We start from the raw sequence: 22,029 nt of genomic DNA, 5'->3' as shown, positions 1-22,029 counted from the left end.
GGAAGATGGCTAGAATACGTCTTTACCGCAGGGCAGGGCCATGACCTCCAACCACTCCGCGCCGCTGGTCGGCATCGTGATGGGTTCCCGTTCCGATTGGGAAACCATGCAACACGCAGCTCAGAAGCTCGATGCGCTGGGCGTGCCTTACGAAGTCAAGGTGGTCTCGGCGCACCGCACACCGGACGTGTTGTTCAGCTATGCCGAGCAGGCTGGCGCACGCGGTCTGCGCGCGATCATTGCCGGTGCCGGTGGTGCGGCGCATCTGCCGGGCATGCTGGCGGCCAAGACGGCGGTGCCGGTGCTGGGTGTGCCGGTACAGTCCAAGGCGCTCAACGGCATGGATTCGCTGCTGTCGATCGTGCAGATGCCGGCCGGTATTCCTGTGGCGACGTTTGCGATCGGCAATGCCGGCGCGGCCAATGCGGCCTTGTTCGCCGCTGCGATGCTGGCGCCGGAGCAGGCGCAGATCGGTCAGGCACTGGCGCAGTTCCGCGCCAGGCAGACCGACGATGTCATGGCCAGCGACGACCCGCGCCAATGACCACGGTCGGCATTCTGGGTGGCGGCCAGTTGGCCCGCATGCTGGTGTTGGCCGGTGCGCCGTTGGGCTTGCGGTTTGCGGTATTCGACCCGGCCACCGATGCCTGCGCAGGGCAGGTGGCGCCGCTGCAGGCAGGCGCCTTTGACGACACCGCCGCGCTTGCCGCATTCGCCGCGCACGTGGATGTGATCACCTTCGATTTCGAAAACGTGCCGGCCGCCGGCGCGCAGCAGTTGGCTGCGCAGGTGCGGGTGTTTCCCAGCGCTGCCGCGTTGGCGGTGGCGCAGGACCGGCTCAGCGAAAAAACCCTGTTCCGCGAGCTCGGCATTCCGGTGCCCGAGTTCGCCGCCATCGATGACCGTACAGGACTGGACGCCGCATTGGCCCGTATCGGCACGCCGTGCGTGCTCAAGACACGTCGCTTCGGCTACGACGGCAAGGGCCAGTTCCGCATCAAGATGCTGGCCGATGCCGATGCCGCGTGGGACGCGCTCGGCGCGCAGGCGGCGAAGGTCGGACTAATCGTGGAGGCCTTCGTGCCGTTCGAGCGCGAGGTCAGCGTGGTTGCGGTGCGCGGGCGCGATGGCGAATTCCGCGCCTGGCCGCTGACCGAGAACTGGCATGTGGACGGCGTGCTCTCGGCCAGTCTTGCGCCGGCGCGTGTGGATGCCGGCTTGCAGGCTGCGGCAGAGGCGCATGCGCGTGCGGTCGCCGAGCGGCTGGACTACGTGGGCGTGTTCGCGCTGGAACTGTTCGTACGCGATGGCCAGTTGCTCGCCAACGAGATGGCGCCGCGCGTGCACAACTCCGGGCATTGGACCATCGAAGGTGCCGAGACCTCACAGTTCGAAAATCATGTGCGCGCCGTGCTCGGTCTGCCGCTCGGTAGTACCGCGATGCGCGGGCATGCCTGCATGCTCAACTGGCTGGGCGCGATGCCGGACGCGGCTGCATTTCTGGCGGTGCCCGGTGGGCATTGGCACGATTACGGCAAGCAATCGCGCGAGGGCCGCAAGGTTGGCCACGCCACACTGCGCGCAGAGACGCCGCAGGCGCTTGCGCAGGCATTGAGCGCAGCAGGCACCGCGCTGCAGCGTGATGCGCAGGTCGGACCGGTGCTCGCGCGTTTGAGCGAAGGGTGATTCGCAGAGCCATCGCTGGCACTGCTGGCCTCGCCGATGCGCAGGTCTGTGGCGAAGATGCACGCAATGCGCGATGCCGCCGGACGCTGTTGCAACAGGTCATCTGATCGTTGACCTGTTGCAACGGCGCAAGCGGCTAACCCAACCGGCTGGTCACGAACTCCCAGTTGATCAGCTTCCAGAACGCGTCCAGGTACTGCGCGCGGTCCTGCTGGTAATCCAGGTAATAGGCGTGCTCCCAGAGGTCGCAGGCGAGCAGCGGGGTGTCCGGCCCGGTGAGCGGCGTGGACGCATTTGGCGTGGCGACGATCGCCAGTGCGCCATCCGGGCGCTGCACCAGCCACACCCAGCCCGAGCCGAAGCTGCCCAGGGCGACGCGGTTGAATTCCTGCTTGAAATGCACGAAGTCGCCGAACGATTTGGCGATGCGGTCGGCCAGCCGGCCCAGCGGCTCACCGCCGCCGCGCGGGCGCAGGCACTGCCAATAGAAATTGTGGTTCCACACCTGCGCAGCCAGATGGAACAGCGTGCCTTGCGCCTGCGCGATGATGTCTTCCAGCGTCAGCTCGGCGAACTCGCTGCCTTCGATGCGCGCATTGAGCCGATCGACCTCGCTGCGGTGACAGACGCCGTGGTGCGCCTCCAATGTGGCGGCGGACAGATACGGCTCCAGGGCGACGCGGGAGTAGGGCAGTGCAAGGTGTTCGATCGGCATGATGGCAAGGGCAGCGAAGGGAGTGCGGCGACAGGTCGCGCTGAAGGCTTACAATGCGCGCCTTTGCGGAAGTCTATCCGACCCGGCGGTCGGGCCTGCCGCTCCCAGTCAGGAGAGTCCAATGCCGGTGATGGAACGGATCCAGGCCGAAGTCGAACAACACCCGATCGTGCTGTTCATGAAAGGCACCCCGCAATTCCCGATGTGCGGTTTTTCCAGCCGCGCCGTGCAGGCCCTGGTGGCTGCCGGCGCCGATCAGTTGCGCACGGTCAACGTGCTGGAAGAGCCCGAAGTGCGCGCCAATCTGCCGCGCTATTCCAACTGGCCCACCTTCCCGCAACTGTTCATCCACGGCGAGCTGATCGGCGGTTGCGACATCACGCTGGAACTGTTCGAAGCCGGCGAGCTCAAGCGCATCGTCAGCGAGGCTTACCAGCCGTGAGTCTGGCGCAGGCCCGGCCCGACGCGGCGGCACTTGCCGGCCGCGTGGTGCTGATCCCCGGTGCAGCCGGCGGGCTGGGGAGCGCTGCGGCGCAGGCGTGTGCATCCGCCGGTGCGACCGTGGTGTTGCTTGGCCGCAAGCTGCGCCCGCTGGAGCGCGTCTACGACGCGGTTGCCAAGCTGGGTCCGGAGCCGTTGCTGTATCCGCTGGATCTGGCCGGCGCCACGCCGGACGACTACGCCGCACTGGCGCAGCGGCTGCAGTCCGAGCTCGGTGGCCTGCACGGCCTACTGCACTGCGCCGCCGATTTCGCCGGCTTGACCCCGGCCGAACTCGCGGCGCCTGCCGACTTCGCACGCAACCTCCATATCAACCTCACCGCGCGCGCCTGGTTGACCCAGGCCTGCCTGCCGCTGTTGCGGCAGCAAGCAGATGCGGCGGTGGTCTTCGTCGTCGATGACCCCGCGCGCGTTGGCCAGGCATATTGGGGTGCCTATGGCGCTGCCCAGCATGCACAGCGTGGCCTGCTCGCCAGCCTGCATCATGAAACCGCCGCCGGCCCAGTGCGCATCAGCGGACTGCAGCCCGGCCCGATGCGCACCGCCTTGCGCGCCCGCGCCTTCACCCATCAGGAAGACAGCGAAGCGCTGGACCCCACGCGCTATGCCGCCGCCTGCGTCACCTTGTTGTCCACGGCCGGTGGCGCTTACCGCGGCGCGATCTGGAGTCCTTCCGCATGACCATTCTTTCGGCGGCACTGCTGCTGTTTCTGATCCTCGACCCGCTGGGCAACATTCCGGTGTTTCTCAGCGTGCTCAAGCCGCTGCCGCCCAAGCGCCAGCGCTTCGTGCTCGCGCGCGAGTTGCTGATCGCCCTGTTCGTGCTGATGGCGTTCCTGTGGGGCGGCAAGTACGCGCTGGAGCTGATGCATCTACGCCAGGAGTCGGTGGCGATCGCCGGTGGCATCGTGCTGTTCCTGATCGGCATCCGCATGATCTTCCCGCGCCCGGAAGGCCTGATGGGCGAAATTCCCGACGGTGAGCCCTTCATCGTGCCGCTGGCGATCCCGCTGGTGGCCGGCCCGTCCGGCATGGCCGCAGTGATGCTGATGGGCAGCAACGAACCCACCCGGCTATGGGATTGGAGCCTTGCGCTGATGATTGCCTGGATCGGTGCATCCACCATCTTGGCCTCGGCACCGCTGTTGTACAAACTGCTCGGTCATCGCGCACTGACCGCGATCGAGCGGCTGATGGGCATGTTGCTGGTGGCCATTTCGGTGCAGATGTTCCTGGACGGGTTGGGGACTTACTTCAAATTGCCGGTATCGATCTGAGTCCAGTCGGTGATAGACGGGCAGGGTGCGTGGGGACGACCTATGAATGCTCGGCGGGAACTTGAAGCCGCGTTGCTGACCCGTGGCGTGAGCGGGTGGCAGTGTCAGGCGACCACAACTGGATGGCGTCCGATAGCCAGCGCTGCGTTTTCAGGCCCAACGTTGCCGGTTTGCGACAAGCCAGCTCAATAGCGCGAAGCCGGTCTCAAATGCCGCGCGACTTTGCGCAAGCTGGCGTTTACGCCTTCACATGCGAAGTTCATGTTGCACTGCGCGAACTTTGTCACGTCGCCGTCACAATCAGGCCTTAGCGTGTTAATCTGTTGTTAACCGTTGCGGCAGCAACCAGCCGCGCGGCAAGGGACCCCAGATCATCGGCAGCCCACCCCCGGGAACGGTTGGGCTGACTGCGCCTTTTTGTCACTGCCCAACCTGTATCGAGGCTACCGAAATGACCCACCCCCGCTGTCTCCGCATGTCCAAGCTGACGCTTGGCCTTGTTGCCGCACTCGCCGCCGCCCCCGTGTTCGCCCAGAGCACCTCTGCCGGCGTCGCTGGCCTGGTGACCAGCAGCGCCGGTCAACCGGTGCCAAATGCCGAGGTGACGATCACCCACGTCGAATCCGGCACGGTCAGCCGCGCCACCACCGATGCCAGCGGACGCTACAACGCGCGCGGCCTGCGTGTGGGTGGGCCGTACACGATCACCATTACTGCTTCCGGCGCGGGCAACACCACGCGTGAAGGCGTGTACTTGAACCTGGATAAGGTCAATCAGGTTGATGCAGCCCTGGGCGGCGATCTGGCCACGCTCGGTACCGTGCAGGCGATCGCAGGCAACTACGGCTCGGCGATCTTCAGCGCCAACAAGATGGGCACCGGCACCAACGTGACCCGCGAAGAAATCGAGTCGCTGCCGTCGATCAACCGCAACCTGCAGGACTACGTGCGTCTGGATCCGCGCGTCGCGCAGACCGACAAGGCGCGCAACGAAATCTCCATCGCCGGCCAGAACCCGCGCTACAACGCGATCCGCGTCGACGGCATCAGCACTAACGACGCTTTCGGCCTGGAATCCAACAGCCTTCCGACTCCGCGCCAGCCGTTCTCGATGGACGTCATCGATGAGATCTCGGTGGACGTGGCCAATTACGACGTCACGATCAGTGGCGGCACCGGTGGCGTGATCAACGCTGTAACCAAGTCGGGCACCAACGAGTTCCATGGCTCGGTCTACGGAACCTATCGCGAGAACGACTGGTCGGGCAAGAACGAGAACGATATTCGGCCCCAGTTGTTCGATCGCGAATCGACTTACGGCCTGACGCTGGGTGGTCCAGTGGTCAAAGACAAGTTGTTCTTTTTTGCGAATTACGAAAAGTACAAAGGCAAAGGCGTTTTCACCGGTAACAGCGGTTTTGGTCCGACAGGCTCTGGTGCGAGCAACACGGTCAACATCACGCAGGCGCAGGTCGACGAGATCGCCGACATCTCGCGCAATGTGTACGGTTTTGATCCGGGCACGTTGACGTTGCCGGCATTGGATTCCGACTCTGAAGAAAAGGGCTTCAAGCTGGATTGGAATATCAGCGATAAGCATCGCGGTTCATTCCGTTACGGTAAGTCCGAGCAGAGCACTGCCAATCTCAATGGTTTCAGCACAAGTTCGTTGGCGCTGAATTCGTACCACTACGTGCGTGACTTCGAGCTGGAAACCTACACGGCACAGCTTTTCAGCGACTGGACCGATACCTTCTCCACTGAGGCCAAGGTGTCTTATCGCGATTACGCGGCAGTACGTACCGCAGCGTCTCAGCTGCCGGCCATCAATGTCCGTGTGGGCGCAAACTCAGTCAATCTGGGAACCGAGGCAAATACGCAGGCGAACGAGTTGCGTACCGAAACATGGAATGCATTCTTTGCTGGTAACCTGTTCCTTAACGACCACACAGTCAAATTCGGCTTCGACTACGAAGACAACGATATTTTCAACTTGTTTGGTCCACGCGTTTTCGGTTCTTACAACTTTGATTCGATTGCTGCTTACCGCGCCAATCGGCCAGTGTCTTATCGCTATTCGTCCTCGAACACCGGCAGTATCGATGACATCGCAGCGAAGTGGGGGCTGCGCAACCTAGGCCTGTTCGTTCAGGACAGCTGGGCTGTCAACAACAACCTGACGTTGACCTTTGGCTTGCGCTACGACAAGCAGATGGTTCCGGACAGCCCGCAGTTCAATCAGGCTGCATTCAATGCCTTCGGCGTGCGTAACGACGCGACGCTCGATGGTAACGACCTCTGGCAGCCGCGCTTTGGCTTCAATTACACGTTTGATGCCGAGCGGCCGACCCAGTTGCGCGGTGGCGTGGGCCTGTTCCAGGGTGCGGCGGCGTCGGTGTGGCTGTCCAATCCGTTCTCCAATACCGGCCTGGCTTACACGGATTACAATTTCCGCAACGCAAACGAGATCGCCGCTGGCGGTATTCGTTTCACTCCCGATATCAACAACCAGCCAACTGGTACCGGCGGAGCGACTCAATCGGTCGACTTTGTCGACAAGGATCTCGGACAGCCGTCGGTCTGGAAAGCTAACTTGGCATTCGACACCGAGTTGCCGTGGTACGGCATCATCGGCTCGTTGGAAGGTGTGGTCACCAAGGTCAACGAGGCGATCTACTACCAGCAACTCAATCTTGGCACGCCGACTGCGGTTGGGCAGGATGGTCGTCAGATCTACTGGAACGCGGTTGGTCGTAACCGGGCGAGCTGGGATAACCTTGGTCGCTTCACCGGCAACGCACTGACACGCGCCAACAGTAATCAGGGCTTCAACGACGCAATTATTGCGCGTCCAACCGACCAGGGCGGTACGCAGAGCTTCACCGTCGGTTTGAATAAACCTTTCAACGACAGCGACTGGTCGTGGAGCCTCGCTTACACCTACTCAAACGCGAAGGAGGTCAGCGGTCTGACCAGCTCTACCTCGGGCTCTCAGCTGTTGAATGTAGCGACCTTCCAGGCTAATGAAGAAGTCAACGCCACGTCCGCTTATGAGATCAAGGACAGCATCCTCGGCACTCTGCAGTGGAAGCACAACTTCTTCGGCGACTACGCAACCAAACTTGGCCTGATTTATCAGGGCCGCAGCGGTCGTCCGTATAGCTATACGTTCGATAACGATGCCAATGGTGACGGTCGTGCCAATGACCTGCTTTACATTCCGAACGGCCGTGGCGATGTGTTGTTCGGAAGTGCAGCTGAAGAGAATGCTTTCTGGAACTACGTGAGCAACAATCAGTATCTGTCTTCGCACCAAGGGCAGTTGGCTGGCCGCAACGCCGTTCGCAATTCCTGGGTAAATCAGTTCGATCTGCATATCGAGCAGGAACTGCCGGGCTTCTTCGACGGCAACAAGGCGCAGATATGGGTCGACATCATGAATGTCGGTAACCTGCTTAATAAGAAGTGGGGCCGCGTGGATGAGTACGGGTTCCCTGGCTTCAAGGGTGTTGTGGAGTACGGCGGTATCGATGCTGCAACCGGCAAGTACGTGTACCGCTTCAATGAGCCGGACTTGTCCACCGTCTACGACGACAAGGGCATCTCCCGCTGGGCACTGCAGCTGGGCTTCCGCTACCAGTTCTAAAGCTGGCTAGCGTGTCGAAGTTTGCAAAAACGGCCGGGTTCTCCCGGCCGTTTTCTTTTGTGCGGGTGAGTACGCTAAAGTTCTGAGATACGACAGGAGCAAGCTATGGAACTCAGCAGTACGGCAGCACGGGCGCTGCCGGTGGTGGATGCGCGGATCTACCCGCGTGGTGGCCTGGACGTGTTGTCCAAGGCGGAAGTTGCGCGTCTGCGCGATGCCTCCAGCGGTGGCATGCATGAGCTGTTGCGCCGCTGCGCGTTGGCCGTGCTGACCAGCGGCAGTGCGTCGGACGACCCGCGCGCCGCGCGCGATCTGTATCCGGATTTCGATATCCAGGTGAACCAGCAGGACCGCGGCATCCGCATCGATCTAAGCAACGCACCGGCGATGGCCTTTGTCGATGGCGAGATCATCCGGGGTGTTGCCGAGCTGCTGTTCGCCGTGGTGCGCGACCTGGCCTACATGGCAATCGAGCTGGAAGCCCAGCGCGGGGATCTGGATACCAGCGAAGGCATCACCAACGCGGTGTTCGGGCAGCTGCGCAATGCGCGCATCCTGCAGCCGTCGGACCCGAACCTGGTCGTGTGCTGGGGTGGCCATTCCATCTCGCGCGACGAATACCTCTACACCAAACAGGTGGGCTACGAGCTGGGCCTGCGTGGCCTGGACATCTGCACCGGCTGCGGCCCGGGCGCGATGAAGGGCCCGATGAAGGGCGCCACCATCGCGCACGCCAAGCAGCGCAAGCATCACACGCGCTACATCGGCGTCACTGAGCCGGGCATCATTGCCGCCGAGTCGCCGAACCCGATCGTCAACCACCTGGTGATCATGCCGGACATCGAGAAGCGCCTGGAAGCCTTCGTCCGCATCGGCCATGGCATCCTGGTGTTTCCGGGCGGCGTCGGCACGGCAGAGGAAATCCTCTACCTGCTCGGCATCCTGCTGCGCGAAGAGAACGCCGACCTGCCGTTCCCGCTGATCCTAACCGGCCCGACCATTGCCGCGCCGTATTTCGAGCAGATCGACCGCTTCATCCGGCTTACCCTGGGCGAAGCTGTCGCTTCCCGCTACGAAATCATCGTTGGCGACCCGGTTGCCGTAGCGCGTCGCATGGCTGAAGGCATCCACGACGTGCGCGCGCACCGCAAGGAACAGAAGGATTCGTACTACTTCAACTGGTCCGTCCACATCCCGCTCGAGTATCAGCAGCCGTTCGAACCCAGCCACGAGGCCATGGCCGCCCTCGACCTGCACCACGGCCGCCCAGCGCCCGCACTGGCCGCCGACCTGCGCCGTGCCTTCTCCGGCATCGTCGCCGGCAATGTTAAGGAAGACGGCATGCGCCGCATCGAGGAATTTGGCCCCTTCGAAATCCACGGCGACCCGGACATCATGCAGGCCCTGGACGAACTCTTGCGCGGCTTCGTCGAACAGCGACGGATGAAGATTTCGGGGGATTACCGGCCTTGTTATCGGGTGGTGACTTAAGCGCCTAGACGGTAGGCGGCCGGGGCGGTTTGACGCCTGTCGGTCCAGGCCGTCCGCCTGTCTGTCTCGTGCTTGTCCCACAGCCCGTCAGAGTTCATGCTCTCCAGCAATAACGCTGGGGAGCGTCTTGATGTTCGTTGTCCGAACGCGTGGATTCACATTGATCGAGCTCATGGTAACCGTCGCGGTGCTAGCCATCACCGCAGCGATCGCATACCCGAGTTTCCAAGGCGTCGTGCGCTCAAATCGGGTGGCTGCGTCAAATAACGAAATGATGGCATTGCTCACGTTGTCCAGAAGCGAAGCCATCCGGAACGGCCAAGGCAGCGGCATCTGTGGCAGTGCGAACGGGACAGCCTGCAATGGGAGCTGGAGTGCAGGGGTGATGGCCTGGAGCGACACAAATGGAAACGGGAGTTATGACTCAGGTGAAACCGTGCTCCGTTATTCGTTGGGAAATCCAAGGCTGGTCGTCCAGGGGCCAACGACGGGGACGGTCATTGCGTTTGATGCGCGGGGGCGCCGCCGTGCTGCTGCCGATCAACAGGTTACATTGCAACCTGATCAATGTGGCGGGCAACCGTTAAAACGCTCATTAACAATCAATGCGTCCGGGCAAATTCGAAGCAAAAAAGAGACCTGCACATGAGCCAGAATCATCTCTCTCATAGACGTTCTGCAGCGGGCTTCACCCTGATCGAAGTGCTGATTGCCATTCTCATACTCGCATTTGGGTTGCTAGGGTTTGCGCTGCTGCAGACCATGAATGTGCGGTTTGTTCAAAGCGCCAATTACCGGACGCAAGCGACCAATCTGGCCTACGACCTAATTGATCAGATGCGATCCAATCGTTATCAGGTTGGTCAATATACTGCCGCCACATTCGCTGCCGGGGCCGTGACGGCGACTGGCGCCTGCGTATATCCAACAGGCCAGACCGTATCGGTAAGCCAGAATATAACAAGATGGCAATGTCAGGTTGCCAAGGCGCTTGGAGATAAGGCTGCTGCTACAGTTACCTATGTCAACGGCGTCGCCACTGTGGCAATAAGTTGGGGCGATCAGCGCTGGGACAAGGAAAACCCCGAGGCAGTGACGAGTTTTGCGTTGCGAACGGAGATCTAGGGGAATGAACTTGCGTTCGCGAATGTCCGGCCTTTCATTGATCGAACTGATGATCGCGTTAGTGATCGGGTTGGTTCTTTTATTAGGCGTAATCCAAATATTTTCAGCGTCGCGCACGGCCGCCCAACTATCTGAAGGTGCTTCGCGAGCACAAGAGAATGGACGTTTTGCGCTTGATTATCTGGCTCGAGACATTCGCATGGCGGGCCACTTTGGGTGCGTCAACGATCAAGCGCAATTCGTTAAGGGGGAGGGGGATCCCAGGGTCAATCTCTCTGCGACAACAGGAAGCGGGAGTCCTTTAGATTTCTCGGTATCGGTTCAAGGTTACGAAGCACCAGGAACAGCTCCAGGGGGGCAAATAACGATCGGTGCCAGTGCGAATTCGATAGTAGGTTTGCCGGCCTCCATTCAGAATTTGAGCCCCGCGCCGAGACCAGGCAGCGACATCATTGTATTGCGTTATCTTTCTGCCGAGGGCGTGCCTGCGACAGGTATCACAGCAGCTGGTTCCAACAGCACCTTGACTATGGATGCGACACGTTGGGCACGCCTGACCGACGATGGGGTAGCTGCCCCCACCTTGTTTGGAATAGCGGACTGCGCACATGCGGATGTATTTGCTGGCACCACGACTGCGGGATCCGTAACGGCCAGTGGCGTCAATCTTTCAGGGCGATATGTGGTACAGCCCACTGGTCAGACAATGGTGTACCGCGCCGAGTCCCTGGTGTATTACGTTGCCAATAGTCCCGATACCGGCGAACCCGCGCTAAGGCGTGCTCGCGCGGGGAGCAATGGCATCTATGTCAGCGAGGAATTGGTTGAAGGAATAGAAAGTTTGCAATTTCTATACGGATTGGATACGACGCCGTCGATTGCAACCCAGACGCCGCCTGTTGGTAATATCACCGAGCAACGTGTGGCGAGTGGAGTTTCCACTGGAGCCGATGCGGCGGCCGCCAACCAGTGGCGTCGCGTTGGGCAAGTGCAGGTCGGTATCCTTGCTCGCAGTCCGACGGCAGCGGCTGCAAGTACTCAAGTCGAGTCCAGTCGGTTAGGCGTGCTAGGTGTCACGGTCATTCCGCCGACGACCAACGATGGACGCTATCGCGCTAGTTACGAGCTATCCATCGCCCTCCGCAATCGCCTTTTCGGTAACTGAAAATGCAGACCAGACATCTCACTCGAGATCGAGCACGTAATACCCCCGCGGCAACTCAGCGCGGTGCTGTCTTGTATGTGGCGTTGATCATGCTGGTGTTGCTTGCGTTGATTGGCATTGCAGGCATTCAGGTCTCTGGAATGCAAGAAAAAATGGCGGCCAATTATAGGGCGGTGAATCGTGCTTTCGAGGAGGCTGAAGGTGTGGTCAGAAACGCTGAAAACTCCGTCGAAAATATTTCCAATCGAACGACGGCGCCGACTGGTACCACGAGTTCAGTTGCTTCTGGAGACATCAATCGAGTCTGTGACGATGGTTTTGACCCTATGCAGTGGGCGCAGGCGCAGACCTCGGCTCGCGCGGTCAATGTTCGCCAGATAGATCAATGCATTCAGGGGGAAGCAAACATCGGAATGGGACAACCTGTCGATCCTGCATCTCCTGTTTTTCAGATCACTGGCGTTGCCGCTGATGATCAGAATAACGCGAGTTCCGAGGCGGCCGTAGACACTATCTTCAAGCTTTGAAGAGAAGCACATGACCTTGCATAAAAAGAAAGTAATTTTTGCTTCTGCCGCCGCCGCGGTTGGCCTGGCGTGCTTCGTCTACGCGCTAATCGCTGCGCAAGGTCAAGGCGTCCTTGCTCAGGCGCCAATGAATAATCAGGTGCAGACGCCGCCTGCATTCATCATGGCTGTCGACGATTCCGGGTCGATGACGTTTCAAACCCAATTTCCAGGGCAGGATGGCCAGGGCTGCTGGAGTACAGCGCAATATACGTTTTTCTCAAGCCCCGGAGTGCTTAATACGGAAGATACGAGAAGCGTTGGATGTGGTTACAACCACGTGCTTCCTGGCGTCCGTATCGATGAAAACCGATTGGGTGTTCCTCCGTTGGATAGTCTTGGTTTCGCGCGTTCGGCTGCCTACAATCCAACATATTATGATCCGACAGTCAAATACGAGCCGTGGATCAATAACGATGGCACTCCCTTTCCTCAGGCTGACCCGCTGAATACCCGTATTAATCCGCTGCAATCCGCGACCGTCGCGTTGGCATCGAACTACATGGGTGAGGATTTCAGTAGTAGCTTTCGAATTCAGAACAGGATGGTTCTGCCCCGAGGTACAAGTTACAGGCAGCGCTTTAGGGATAATAACAATAATCTCTATTTCGGAGCTGAGACAACGACGACAACTGATGTCACTTGGAATGGTGGTTCGCAGACACTGCTGATAAGGTTTTGGCCTGCAACCTTTTTTGTTCCTTATACGAGTAATAATGATGCTCGGCCAGTCCTTCCTGGCTCTGCCTCAGCGTATGACTCAGTGCCGCGCGAGCGTGTACGAGATGTGTGCGGAACGGGCTGCGACATGTGGAAATACACGATCGGCACAACCAATACCGTTGCCTTGCAAAACTTTGCAAATTGGTTTTCTTTCTATGGTAATCGCAATAGGGCAATTATTGCGGGCATGACTAGGTCGCTGGCTGACGTCAATAATATGCGGGTGGGATTCTTTCGCATTAATCAGCACACTAGCTATGATGCCATTACGGACAGGCTGCCAATGCGAAATATGGCAACGGCAAGTGAAAAGGCGGCGCTTTACAATTCGATCCTCGCATTGCCTGCGAGCGGGGGTACACCAAATCGCCAAGCGGTAAACGCCGCAGGGGTTCAATTCCAGCGCACAGATAGCGCTGCTCCAGTCCAATTGGCTTGCCAGAAAAATGCCGTAATGCTTTTTACTGATGGCTACAGTAACCAGGATGGGCCGCAGGTCAGTAATGCGCAAGGCGATGGTGGAATGGGAGTTCCATTCGCTGACGGTTACGATAATACTATGGGGGATATCGCTGCAAAGTACTATAATAATGTTAACGGCGGATCCCCTATTCGGCCGGACCTGGCCTCCGGTCTTGTGCCTGTGCCAAGCTCCTGCAGCACTGCAAACGCCAATGTAAGGTTGGATTGCCAGAAGAATCTGCACGTAAATTTTTACGGTATTACGCTGGGTGCGCGAGGGAATTTGTTCAATCCCGATGTGGTGCAGGATGCTTACACCACTCCGGCGATTTACCAAAATTGGCCGCCGCGTGAAAATGATGAAAGAAGCACCGTTGATGACATCTGGCACGCGGCAACCAATACTCGCGGTCAATACATAAACGCGAAGACTCCGGCGGAAATTACAGCTGCGATGCGGAGAGTTCTCTCTTCGGTGACATCCGGTTCGTCTCCCTCGGGAACGCTCGCGCAGAGCGGTGCGCGTATCGGTGCTGGCTCGTTCTCAGTGGTGCCCAACTACGAAATTGCCAATGAGGGCACCGATTGGTTTGGCCGTCTTACCGGCTATACCGTTTCTATCAATCCAGCGACTCGGGTCGCAGTGACCACGGCAGCGTGGGAGGCAAGTTCACGAATGCCCTCTGCCGCGGCACGCAATGTCTTGGTCAGCAAGGCAGGATCAGTTAGCGCCTTCAATGCGACTAATGTTTCTCTTGCAGATCTTTGTAACAAATCGACGTCGCTGTATCCCGGGATGTCACTGTGCACTGAGTCGGACCTTTCCGCACTGGGAGCGACCGCAGCTACCGCTACCGCGTACTTGCGTGGGGATGCGTCTGGGGAAGTCCGCAGCGGTGGTCGCTTACGTGATAGAACCACTGTGCTTGGCGATATCGTCAATTCGACGCCTGTCATCAGTTCTCCATTGGATGACTATGGCTATCGTGGTTTGGCGGGCACGCCTGGAAGTACTTATGGCGCTTACTTGGATTCCAAGAAGGCAAACAGAAATTATATGGTCTATGTTGGTGCCAACGACGGCATGTTGCATGGCTTCGATGGCGGCATGAGCGCAAATGGGGTAATGAATTCGAATGGCGGTGTAGAGCGATTCGCTTATATTCCATCAACTGCGCTCGGTCACATGGGTAATTTGCTACTTCCTTACGATCCAACCGATCAAAGTGACCAAGACTTTGACCATCGCTACTACGTGGATGGGCCGTTGACCGTATCGGATGCTTACTATGGTGGATCCTGGAAGACAGCTCTTGTAGGGACCGCAGGTGCGGGCGGACGTAGCATTTTTGCAATGGACGTCACGACGCCGACAAGTATTTCGGCAGGCAATCGTCTTTGGGAAATCAGCGATCTTGATAGCACGTTGCCTGCGGCAGTCCGTAACAACATAGGCTATGTGCTTGGTAAGCCGGTTATCGTTCCAGTTGCTAACGCATCCGGCGCTGTGACATGGAAAGCGATTTTTGGCAATGGCTATAACAGCGCCAGTGGAAAAGCCGTTCTTTTTGTCGTTGATATCAAGGCGGGCGCACCCACGATTACCATGATCGAAGCCGCAGAGAGTGGAGGAGGTGTCGCCGGAAGCAACGGTCTCGGCAACATCGTTGTTGTTGATCGCTGGGGCGGTGCCAGCCAAGCTGATCGGGTTCGTGATGGATATGCGGACACTGTTTACGCAGCCGATCAAAAAGGAGCCCTTTGGAAGTTTGACCTTCGTAGCACCGTGACATCTGTTTCCGTGCCGCTCTTTACAAGCCGTACTTCAACCGAGAACGGCTCTACCTATCGTCAGCCGATTACCGGCGGACTCGCTGCTACTGCTGGCGATAACGGCGGTGTCATGCTTTTCTTCGGAACCGGAAGCTTCTCATTCGTAAATGATCCATTCGATACTGCTATCCAGTCGTTGTATGGGATCAATGACGTTTCCGCTGGAGCAATCACGAGTGCGTTGACGCGCACCAACCTGCAGGCCAATACGATCTCCAGTTCTGGTGGTACGCGGAGTCTGGTGTTGGGAGCAAGCCCGGCAGGTGGGCGTGGCTGGTATGTCGATCTGCCAGCCGGCGAGCGTATGGTGGGAAATCCAAGCGTCGCATCGGGTATTGTTTTTATTCCGACCTATGTCCCCAATCCAAACAGCGTGGGATGTGCTGCCCAGGGTAGCAATTGGCTATTTGGGTTGAATACTAGGACGGGTGGGGCCGCACTGGATGTGGCGCGCCGTAATTCGCCTACAGGTGCTTCGTTTGCTTCGGGAACTGCCGCGACTTCGTTGACAACGCAAGGAACTACTCCGGTGAAGGACGTCGGCATATCAGCTATTCCGCGGTTGACTCCAGCAGAGTCTGGCGGAGCGCCCCCGCCTGGGGGCAGCTCCTGCTGGATGGTGATAAGCGTTGCAGGTGCCGACCCAATGTATGTTCCCTATCCATGCGGACGTCAGTCCTGGAGGCAGGTGCAATGAGATCTTCTTGGGCCAGAGAAACCGGCGCCCGTGGCAGGGGCGCATCACTGTTGATTTCCCACGGTTTCACGCTGATCGAGCTGATGATTGTCGTCGCGGTTGTGGCGATTCTTGCTGCGATTGCCTACCCGAACTACTCGGAGTACGTGCGTAAGTCTCGCCGTGCGCAGGCCAAGGCAGATCTTGTCGAGTATGCGCAGCTGGCCGAGCGCTATCACACTGTGCAGAATACGTACGTCGGCTTTACTTTGCCCAATCCTGTCTCGCCTCGGGAGGGTGGAACAGCCGCCTACAACCTGCCGTCGCCACAGGTGACTCAGTCCACCTTTGTGATTACTGCGACCCCGACCAATGTCCAGTCAGCCGACAAGTGCGGAACTTTGAGTATTGACCAGGCTAGTCGCAAGACCAACTCCAAGGGGGCCTTGTCGGACTGCTGGTGAGAGCGTGAGTTCGGGGACGTTGATGACTGTTGCAATGCCCCAAAATCTTGCTACAATGCCGACCCCGCCCGAATAGCTCAGCCGGTTAGAGCACTTGACTGTTAATCAGGGGGTCGTTGGTTCGAGTCCAACTTCGGGCGCCAAGTTGTTGAAGAGGCCGCGACTAGTCGCGGCCTCTTTGTTTTTGCTGTAGCTCATCGTGCAGGGCAGGCGGTTGGTTGCCTGTAGCGGACAGAGCGCGTTCGCCCTGAGTTGTTGACGATGACATCTGCCAGGCGCTGCGCACGCGTGCAGAGGCTGATCGTAATGTTGGTGCCGCTGTTGCGGCCGTTCGGAAGAAATCGCACAAGCGATCGGCCGATCGTTGCAGTAATGCTGATGCCCTCACTCGCAGCATACTGCTCGACCCGCAGGATCGAGCCCGCGTCCGCAGGCTGCCCACTGCGCGTTGGGTCTTTGAAAACAATCCACCCCTGGCCCCAGTCGCTGTCACGTCGGCAATTGGCGCCGTCGACGGATGGACAGACGCTAACTGGCAGGCGGTGCGTGATGGCCAGGCTCCTGGCCATTGCCAGGTGCGCGGTGAGCAGATGAACCCGTGCCTGTGCGCGCTGCCACTCGATCAAAGCTCTGAAGTTGGGCAGGCCGATGGCCGCCATGATCCCGATGATCGCCATCACGATCATCAGCTGTACTGCCGTGTACCCTTTTGTGCACGAACGAGTCACTGCTTTCACCGTCCTGCTCCTCGGCTCGGAGCAAGCAGTCTCTACGGCGTCCAAGGCTCAGGTAAGGTCGGCTCTCACGGGATGGGATGTCAGACTTTTACCGAAAGTGGCCTCCGCCATTAGTGCAGTCCTCCCCCGAGACCAGCTCCATGACCGACCGTTTTCAGCTTGTATCCCCGTACTCCCCAGCCGGCGATCAGCCTGCCGCCATCGAGAAGCTCGTGGCCAGCTTCGAGGCCGGTCTGGCCAAGCAGACCTTGTTGGGCGTGACCGGCTCCGGCAAGACCTACACCATCGCCAACGTGATCCAGCAGGTGCAGAAGCCGACCCTGGTGATGGCGCCGAACAAGACGCTGGCGGCGCAGCTGTACGGTGAGTTCAAGTCGTTCTTTCCGCACAACGCGGTGGAGTACTTCGTCAGCTACTACGACTACTACCAGCCAGAGGCCTATGTGCCGTCGTCGGACACCTTCATCGAGAAGGACAGTTCGATCAACGAGCACATCGAGCAGATGCGTCTGTCGGCGACCAAGACCTTGCTGTCGCGTCGTGATTCGCTGGTGGTGGCCACGGTGTCGGCGATCTACGGCCTGGGCGCGCCGGAAGACTATCTGTCGCTGCGCTTGATCCTGTCGGTGGGCGAGCACATCGATCAACGTCAGTTGATCCGCCATCTCACCGATCTGCAGTACACCCGCAACGAATTCGAGCTGACTCGCGGCGCGTTCCGTGTGCGCGGCGAAGTGCTGGACGTATTTCCAGCTGAATCCGACACCGAGGCGTTGCGGATCGAGTTGTTCGATGGCGACATCGAGCGGCTGACGCTGTTCGATCCGTTGACCGGTGAAACGCTGCGCAAGCTGCAGCGCTACACCGTGTACCCCAAGACGCATTACGCGACCACACGCGAGCGCACGTTGAGCGCGGTGGACACGATCAAGGACGAACTGAAGGAACGGTTGGAGCAGCTGTATTCGCAGAACAAACTGGTCGAAGCGCAGCGCCTGGCGCAGCGCACCCAGTTCGATCTGGAAATGATGGCCGAAGTCGGCTTCTGCAACGGCATCGAAAACTACTCACGGCATCTCACCGGCAAGGCGCCCGGCGAGCCGCCGCCGACGTTGTTCGACTACCTGCCGCCGGACGCGCTGCTGGTCATCGACGAGTCGCATGTGACCATTCCGCAGATCGGCGCGATGTACAAGGGCGACCGCTCGCGCAAGGAGACGCTGGTGGAGTTCGGTTTCCGTCTGCCGTCGGCACTGGACAACCGGCCGCTGCGTTTCGAGGAATGGGAGGCGCGCTCGCCGCGCAGCATCTATGTGTCGGCCACGCCGGGCCCCTACGAACTGCGCGAGTCCGCGGGTGAGATCACCGAGCTGGTGGTGCGCCCGACCGGCCTGATCGATCCGGTGGTCGAGATTCGTCCGGTCGGAACGCAGGTGGACGACCTGATGTCCGAAATCCACGAGCGCATCAAGCTCGGCGACCGCGTGTTGGTGACGACGCTGACCAAGCGCATGTCCGAGAACCTCACCGAGTACCTCGGCGAGCACGGCATCCGCGTGCGCTATCTGCATTCGGATATCGACACGGTGGAGCGCGTGGAGATCATCCGCGACCTGCGTCTGGGCAAGTTCGACGTGCTGGTCGGCATCAATCTGTTGCGTGAAGGCCTGGACATGCCGGAGGTGTCGCTGGTGGCGATCCTGGATGCGGACAAGGAAGGCTTCCTGCGTTCGACCGGCTCGCTGATTCAGACCATCGGCCGCGCAGCGCGCAACCTGCGCGGCAAGGCCATTCTCTATGCCGACAAGATCACGCGTTCGATGCAGGCCGCGATCGACGAGACTGACCGCCGCCGCGAGAAGCAGGTCGAGTACAACCTGGAGCATGGCATCACGCCCAAGTCGGTGGCGCGTCCGATCTCCGACATCATGGAAGGTGCGCGCGAGGATGCCGCCGAGAAGAAGGCAGGCAAGGGGCGCTCGAAGTCGCGTCAGGTGGCGGAGGAAATGCCCGATTACCGCGCAATGGGGCCTGCCCAGATCGCCGGCAAGCTCAAGAGCCTGGAGCAGCAGATGTACCAGCACGCCAAGGACCTGGAGTTCGAGGCGGCCGCGCAGATTCGCGACCAGATCCAAAAACTGAAAGCTGCCAGCCTGGCGTAGGGCAGGGCGACAGCGCGAAAGTTCGAGCGCAGGGAGGGCTTGTGGTGATCCAAACCCTGCGCTAGAATGCGCGCCCTGCACAGCGCAATGCTGATGCAGGAAACGGGCGGTTAGCTCAGCGGTAGAGCACTACCTTGACATGGTAGGGGTCACAGGTTCGAACCCTGTACCGCCCACCACTCCAAGTCCAGACGGCACCGCGACTTGAGTGGCTTCAACATCGGCAGCGACTGCTGCCGCGGATCCTAAAGTGATTTACGCAGCAGCTCCTGCAGATTCCGCGTGTCCTGTATTTCGTCTTCGACGATTGCTTTCACTTCCTTCTGTGCATCGCCCAGGCGTGTTGGATGAATGTTGTGCAGCGGCCGGGCATTGCCGGCGGCGGAGCGGTGGCCTAGCAAGCCGAGCGCTCTTTCGCTCCTGAGTAATAGGTCCTGCGCCAGGCCAAGCTTCTGCTCTGTGTGTCATTTCGTCGCAGCGCTGGTCACCCCATCCACGAAGCAGCAGGTAGTTTTTTAACGCCAGGCACGTGCGTGGCTCTGAAAGCACTTCAAGCGTTCACTGAATTCCACCGGCGGTGACGCATCCCGATCGTCGCCTTGCCTCGAATGCGCGCGCGGTTGTGCCGGCTTGGCCGAAACCGCTTTCTCCATCACACGTCTTGCTTTAGCATCGCCTCCGCGCTGACGAAAAGGAAGGCTGGCGATGGACGAGTATCAGCACACCGTGCTGACCAGGGGCGGGTACCGTGTCGTGGCAATCACCCGGGAAGACACCTATGCGCCGGACGCCGTGGTGGCCTATGCCGTGGTAACGGATGCCGGAACCCGGATCACGCCGGATCTTTCCCTGGATCAGGCCAGAGTCTGGATCGACTCGCTCGTCGAGAGTGAGAGTGGTGGACGCAGGTCGGATCTGGTCGATCACAAACCTGTCGTCCGTCGCTAAGTGCCGTTGAGAAGTAAGCCAAGGAGTAGGGGCGCGTGTCCAAAGCCAAAATAATTGCAATCGCCACCGTGGTGACATTGCTTGTTGGATATTTCCTGTCCGGATATCTGACGCTTCTGTTGTTGCGGCTCGATACCGGGCTGTACGCATGGGATACCTACTACCGCTACGTCAAGGCGCTGGGCCTGCCGGAAGTGGCGCCTTACGCAACCAAGATCAAGATGTCCGGCATTCTCGGCTTTGGCCTGCCCGGGATCATCTGGGCCATCACGGTCGTGCTCCTGCTCAAGCCGAAGGCGCGGGCGCTGCATGGCGACGCGCGCTTTGCCGGAGCGGCAGACCTTTCCAAGCACGGTTTGTTCAAGCCGAGCGGCAACGGCATCGTGGTTGGCAAGTTCAACGGCAAGCTTGTACGGCTGAGCGGGCAACAGTTCGTGATCCTTGCCGCGCCGACGCGCTCCGGCAAGGGCGTCGGCGTGGTCATTCCCAACCTGCTGGAGTACCAGGAATCGGTAGTGGTCCTGGACATCAAGCAGGAGAACTTCGACCTCACCAGTGGCTGGCGCGCCAGTCAGGGGCATGAGGTGTTCCTCTTCAATCCCTTCGCCGAAGACCGTCGTACGCATCGCTGGAATCCGCTGACCTACGTGTCCAGCGACCCTGCCTTTCGTGTGTCGGATCTGATGAGCATTGCCGCGATGCTGTATCCGGACGGGTCGGATGACCAGAAGTTCTGGGTCAGCCAGGCGCGTAACGCCTTCATGGCGTTCGCCCTGTATCTGTTCGAAAACCAGGACGAAGAGTTGTCGCTCGGCTTTCCGGGCGGGGCAGGGGCTCCCACGCTTGGCGGCATCTATCGCCTCTCGTCCGGGGATGGCACAGACCTCAAGAAGTACCTCAAGTCGCTGTCCGAACGAAGATTCCTCAGCAGCAATGCGCGCTCGGCATTTGCCAACATGCTGTCACAGGCCGATGAGACCTTTGCGTCCATCATGGGTACCCTGAAAGAGCCGCTCAACGCATGGATCAACCCGGTCCTGGATGCGGCCACTAGCGCGGACGACTTCCTGCTCACCGACCTGCGCAAGAAGAAGATGACGATCTACATCGGCATCCAGCCCAACAAGCTGGCCGAAAGCCGGCTCATCATCAACTTGCTCTTCAGTCAGATCATCAACCTCAACACCCGCGAGCTTCCGAAGTCCAATCCGGAGCTCAAGTACCAATGCCTGCTGTTGATGGACGAATTCACCTCGATCGGCAAAGTGGACATCATTGCCACCGCGGTAGCCTACATGGCGGGTTACAACCTTCGCCTGCTGCCGATCATTCAGAGCATGGCGCAGCTGGACGCCACCTACGGCAAGGATCTGTCGCGCACCATCATCACCAACCATGCGCTGCAGATCCTGTACGCCCCGCGCGAGCAGCAGGATGCAAACGACTACTCCGAGATGTTGGGCTACACGACGATCAAGAAGAAGAACGTCACCCGCGGCAGGGAAACCACCCGAAGTGTCTCCGAGGAGCGACGTGCGTTGATGCTTCCGCAGGAGCTGAAGGCGATGGGCAACGAGAAGGAGGTCTTCCTGTACGAAGGCATCCCGCATCCGGTGAAATGCGACAAGATCCGCTACTACGAAGACCGCTATTTCACCGCGCGCTTGCTGCCTAAGACGGACGTGAAAACGCTTTCCATCAGGTTGTGACGGTCGTCGCACAACGGCTGCGAAGGGGCGCCGGTAATTCTTGACTCATGTGTTCGTTAAGGGCAAAGTTACCCAGAATTCGCGCAGTGTTGATTTTTTGTTAAGAGGGGCGGCGCCGGACGGGGTCGTACAGGAGTAAGGCT

The 22,029-nt window shown here is 59.5% G+C and carries 18 protein-coding genes and 2 tRNA genes; 18 read left to right on the top strand and 2 right to left on the bottom strand.

Features of this window, described 5'->3' with window-relative positions; all coding sequences use genetic code 11:
- Positions 1-40: 40 nt before the first annotated feature.
- Positions 41-544: a 5-(carboxyamino)imidazole ribonucleotide mutase gene (gene purE, locus AC1PLA_RS13430; RefSeq protein ID WP_039510673.1), complete on the top strand. Its 504-nt coding sequence runs from the start codon at positions 41-43 to the stop codon at positions 542-544.
- Positions 541-1,686: a 5-(carboxyamino)imidazole ribonucleotide synthase gene (locus tag AC1PLA_RS13425; protein WP_349780108.1), complete on the top strand. Its 1,146-nt coding sequence runs from the start codon at positions 541-543 to the stop codon at positions 1,684-1,686. Before purE ends, AC1PLA_RS13425 begins: the two co-directional genes overlap by 4 nt.
- Before the next feature lie 136 nt (positions 1,687-1,822).
- Here the strand turns inward: AC1PLA_RS13425 and AC1PLA_RS13420 are convergent, their stop codons facing one another.
- The gene (locus tag AC1PLA_RS13420) at positions 1,823-2,401 is read right to left on the bottom strand and encodes a superoxide dismutase (protein ID WP_349780109.1); all 579 of its coding nucleotides are present in this window, start codon (positions 2,399-2,401) and stop codon (positions 1,823-1,825) included.
- 121 nt (positions 2,402-2,522) lie between these two features.
- On the opposite strand from AC1PLA_RS13420, the gene grxD reads away from it, so the two are divergent.
- From grxD to AC1PLA_RS13360, 12 genes are all read left to right on the top strand, one after another.
- The gene (grxD, locus tag AC1PLA_RS13415) at positions 2,523-2,843 is read left to right on the top strand and encodes a Grx4 family monothiol glutaredoxin (RefSeq protein WP_006450539.1); all 321 of its coding nucleotides are present in this window, start codon (positions 2,523-2,525) and stop codon (positions 2,841-2,843) included.
- Entirely contained in the window at positions 2,840-3,583 is a 744-nt protein-coding gene (locus AC1PLA_RS13410) for an SDR family NAD(P)-dependent oxidoreductase (protein WP_349780110.1), read from the top strand. The genes grxD and AC1PLA_RS13410 overlap by 4 nt, the downstream gene beginning before the upstream one ends.
- Entirely contained in the window at positions 3,580-4,179 is a 600-nt protein-coding gene (locus AC1PLA_RS13405) for a YhgN family NAAT transporter (protein WP_006450537.1), read from the top strand. The genes AC1PLA_RS13410 and AC1PLA_RS13405 overlap by 4 nt, the downstream gene beginning before the upstream one ends.
- 451 nt (positions 4,180-4,630) lie before the next feature.
- On the top strand, positions 4,631-7,825 hold the full coding sequence (locus tag AC1PLA_RS13400; RefSeq protein ID WP_065031754.1) for a TonB-dependent receptor: 3,195 nt from the start codon (positions 4,631-4,633) through the stop codon (positions 7,823-7,825).
- Between the two features lie 105 nt (positions 7,826-7,930).
- Positions 7,931-9,316 (top strand): nucleotide 5'-monophosphate nucleosidase PpnN, encoded by a 1,386-nt coding sequence (ppnN, locus tag AC1PLA_RS13395; RefSeq protein WP_016901083.1) that lies wholly within the window; start codon positions 7,931-7,933, stop codon positions 9,314-9,316.
- A 130-nt stretch (positions 9,317-9,446) separates the two neighbouring features.
- Positions 9,447-9,965 (top strand): GspH/FimT family pseudopilin, encoded by a 519-nt coding sequence (locus AC1PLA_RS13390; RefSeq protein ID WP_104600344.1) that lies wholly within the window; start codon positions 9,447-9,449, stop codon positions 9,963-9,965.
- On the top strand, positions 9,962-10,441 hold the full coding sequence (pilV, locus tag AC1PLA_RS13385) for a type IV pilus modification protein PilV (RefSeq protein ID WP_104600345.1): 480 nt from the start codon (positions 9,962-9,964) through the stop codon (positions 10,439-10,441). The genes AC1PLA_RS13390 and pilV overlap by 4 nt, the downstream gene beginning before the upstream one ends.
- Positions 10,442-10,445: 4 nt before the next feature.
- Positions 10,446-11,606, top strand: coding sequence for a PilW family protein (locus tag AC1PLA_RS13380; RefSeq protein ID WP_481104732.1), 1,161 nt, complete (start codon positions 10,446-10,448; stop codon positions 11,604-11,606).
- Between the two features lie 2 nt (positions 11,607-11,608).
- Positions 11,609-12,133: a pilus assembly PilX family protein gene (locus tag AC1PLA_RS13375; protein WP_481104731.1), complete on the top strand. Its 525-nt coding sequence runs from the start codon at positions 11,609-11,611 to the stop codon at positions 12,131-12,133.
- A 10-nt stretch (positions 12,134-12,143) separates the two neighbouring features.
- The gene (locus AC1PLA_RS13370; protein ID WP_349780113.1) at positions 12,144-15,887 is read left to right on the top strand and encodes a pilus assembly protein; all 3,744 of its coding nucleotides are present in this window, start codon (positions 12,144-12,146) and stop codon (positions 15,885-15,887) included.
- A gap of 83 nt (positions 15,888-15,970) precedes the next feature.
- The gene (locus tag AC1PLA_RS13365; RefSeq protein WP_228960938.1) at positions 15,971-16,330 is read left to right on the top strand and encodes a type IV pilin protein; all 360 of its coding nucleotides are present in this window, start codon (positions 15,971-15,973) and stop codon (positions 16,328-16,330) included.
- A 66-nt stretch (positions 16,331-16,396) separates the two neighbouring features.
- Positions 16,397-16,473 (top strand) — tRNA-Asn (locus AC1PLA_RS13360).
- Positions 16,474-16,524: 51 nt separating this feature from the next.
- Here the strand turns inward: AC1PLA_RS13360 and AC1PLA_RS13355 are convergent.
- Positions 16,525-17,067: a GspH/FimT family pseudopilin gene (locus tag AC1PLA_RS13355; RefSeq protein WP_237348078.1), complete on the bottom strand. Its 543-nt coding sequence runs from the start codon at positions 17,065-17,067 to the stop codon at positions 16,525-16,527.
- A 140-nt stretch (positions 17,068-17,207) separates the two neighbouring features.
- Here AC1PLA_RS13355 and uvrB point away from each other — a divergent pair, with 140 nt between their 5' ends.
- The 4 genes from uvrB (at position 17,208) to AC1PLA_RS13335 (ending at position 21,886) form a co-directional block, all read left to right on the top strand.
- Positions 17,208-19,229 carry an excinuclease ABC subunit UvrB gene (gene uvrB / locus AC1PLA_RS13350; protein WP_039526529.1) on the top strand — a complete coding sequence of 674 codons (2,022 nt, stop codon included), beginning with the start codon at positions 17,208-17,210 and terminating at the stop codon, positions 19,227-19,229.
- Between the two features lie 104 nt (positions 19,230-19,333).
- Positions 19,334-19,408, top strand: a tRNA-Val gene (locus tag AC1PLA_RS13345).
- Between the two features lie 526 nt (positions 19,409-19,934).
- On the top strand, positions 19,935-20,177 hold the full coding sequence (locus AC1PLA_RS13340; RefSeq protein WP_065031748.1) for a hypothetical protein: 243 nt from the start codon (positions 19,935-19,937) through the stop codon (positions 20,175-20,177).
- A 35-nt stretch (positions 20,178-20,212) separates the two neighbouring features.
- The gene (locus AC1PLA_RS13335) at positions 20,213-21,886 is read left to right on the top strand and encodes a type IV secretory system conjugative DNA transfer family protein (RefSeq protein ID WP_481104730.1); all 1,674 of its coding nucleotides are present in this window, start codon (positions 20,213-20,215) and stop codon (positions 21,884-21,886) included.
- The last annotated feature ends 143 nt before the right edge of the window (positions 21,887-22,029 follow it).

This window comes from Xanthomonas sp. NCPPB 1826, assembly GCF_056725285.1.
Note: the sequence above shows the minus strand (reverse complement) of the source record. Positions and strands in the feature narration are given on the sequence as shown.

Coding starts and splice junctions, on each gene's coding strand:
- purE (WP_039510673.1), top strand. CDS start 41: ATGACCTCCAACCACTCCGCGCCGCTGGTCGGCATCGTGATGGGTTCC.
- AC1PLA_RS13425 (WP_349780108.1), top strand. CDS start 541: ATGACCACGGTCGGCATTCTGGGTGGCGGCCAGTTGGCCCGCATGCTG.
- AC1PLA_RS13420 (WP_349780109.1), bottom strand. CDS start 2,401: ATGCCGATCGAACACCTTGCACTGCCCTACTCCCGCGTCGCCCTGGAG.
- grxD (WP_006450539.1), top strand. CDS start 2,523: ATGCCGGTGATGGAACGGATCCAGGCCGAAGTCGAACAACACCCGATC.
- AC1PLA_RS13405 (WP_006450537.1), top strand. CDS start 3,580: ATGACCATTCTTTCGGCGGCACTGCTGCTGTTTCTGATCCTCGACCCG.
- AC1PLA_RS13400 (WP_065031754.1), top strand. CDS start 4,631: ATGACCCACCCCCGCTGTCTCCGCATGTCCAAGCTGACGCTTGGCCTT.
- ppnN (WP_016901083.1), top strand. CDS start 7,931: ATGGAACTCAGCAGTACGGCAGCACGGGCGCTGCCGGTGGTGGATGCG.
- AC1PLA_RS13390 (WP_104600344.1), top strand. CDS start 9,447: ATGTTCGTTGTCCGAACGCGTGGATTCACATTGATCGAGCTCATGGTA.
- pilV (WP_104600345.1), top strand. CDS start 9,962: ATGAGCCAGAATCATCTCTCTCATAGACGTTCTGCAGCGGGCTTCACC.
- AC1PLA_RS13380 (WP_481104732.1), top strand. CDS start 10,446: ATGAACTTGCGTTCGCGAATGTCCGGCCTTTCATTGATCGAACTGATG.
- AC1PLA_RS13375 (WP_481104731.1), top strand. CDS start 11,609: ATGCAGACCAGACATCTCACTCGAGATCGAGCACGTAATACCCCCGCG.
- AC1PLA_RS13370 (WP_349780113.1), top strand. CDS start 12,144: ATGACCTTGCATAAAAAGAAAGTAATTTTTGCTTCTGCCGCCGCCGCG.
- AC1PLA_RS13365 (WP_228960938.1), top strand. CDS start 15,971: ATGATTGTCGTCGCGGTTGTGGCGATTCTTGCTGCGATTGCCTACCCG.
- uvrB (WP_039526529.1), top strand. CDS start 17,208: ATGACCGACCGTTTTCAGCTTGTATCCCCGTACTCCCCAGCCGGCGAT.
- AC1PLA_RS13340 (WP_065031748.1), top strand. CDS start 19,935: ATGGACGAGTATCAGCACACCGTGCTGACCAGGGGCGGGTACCGTGTC.